The 640-nt window shown below is 52.7% G+C and carries 1 protein-coding gene; it reads right to left on the reverse strand.

The features are described from left to right. Positions 1 to 42 precede the first annotated feature (42 nt). Positions 43 to 450 carry a hypothetical protein gene (locus E5342_RS19140; RefSeq protein ID WP_135960092.1) on the reverse strand — a complete coding sequence of 136 codons (408 nt, stop codon included), beginning with the start codon at positions 448 to 450 and terminating at the stop codon, positions 43 to 45. Positions 451 to 640 lie beyond the last annotated feature (190 nt).

The following is a 640-nucleotide window of genomic DNA, read 5'->3' on the forward strand; positions in this document are numbered from 1 at the left end:
ACAATCCGCACGGTAATAATAATAACGGTACTTGCGTCATACTCATACTCTCTCACTTAATAAAGTTAGTCCCTCCACCTCGCCGGCGTGCCATTCACGGTAGGCCGCCAAGGGAAGCCCGGGGACGGTCAATAGTTTGTAATCCGACTCGTCTTTTCTCAATATATGCTTGCGGGCGTACGAGCGGAGCGAGCGATCCGTAACGGACACCATAACGATCGGGAACGGGTAGGCGTACAGCCGTAGCGGCAGGGTCTCGCTATCCGAGAACGCTCGATGAAGCTGGTAGGCCGAACGCTCGAAAGCCACCCAGTAAGACCCCGTACAATACAGGTGCATTGAGTTTTGGTTCGTACGCTCACGATCCATGATCTCTGTCAAATGCTCACGCAACAGGTTCATCAACCGGATGCCGGAAGGAACCTCGCATGTCTCGCTATCTTTTCTCATATCTTTTATTTATCGCTATGCGTAACTTTTACTTATCAACTGATCCCGTGACCGAACCAACGGTCGTAATCTCGTAAACGACGTATTAACACGGACTTGCTCTTCTTGGGCGAGACCTCCTCCATCCAAGGGTCGACCAGCTCGTGCGCCATGCGCTGGTAGAGGCTGCTGTCCGTGCAGCCGTACAGCG

It is taken from the genome of Parabacteroides distasonis, assembly GCF_004793765.1.
Taxonomy (GTDB): Bacteria; Bacteroidota; Bacteroidia; order Bacteroidales; family Tannerellaceae; genus Parabacteroides; species Parabacteroides distasonis_A.

Coding starts and splice junctions, on each gene's coding strand:
- E5342_RS19140 (WP_135960092.1), bottom strand. CDS start 450: ATGAGAAAAGATAGCGAGACATGCGAGGTTCCTTCCGGCATCCGGTTG.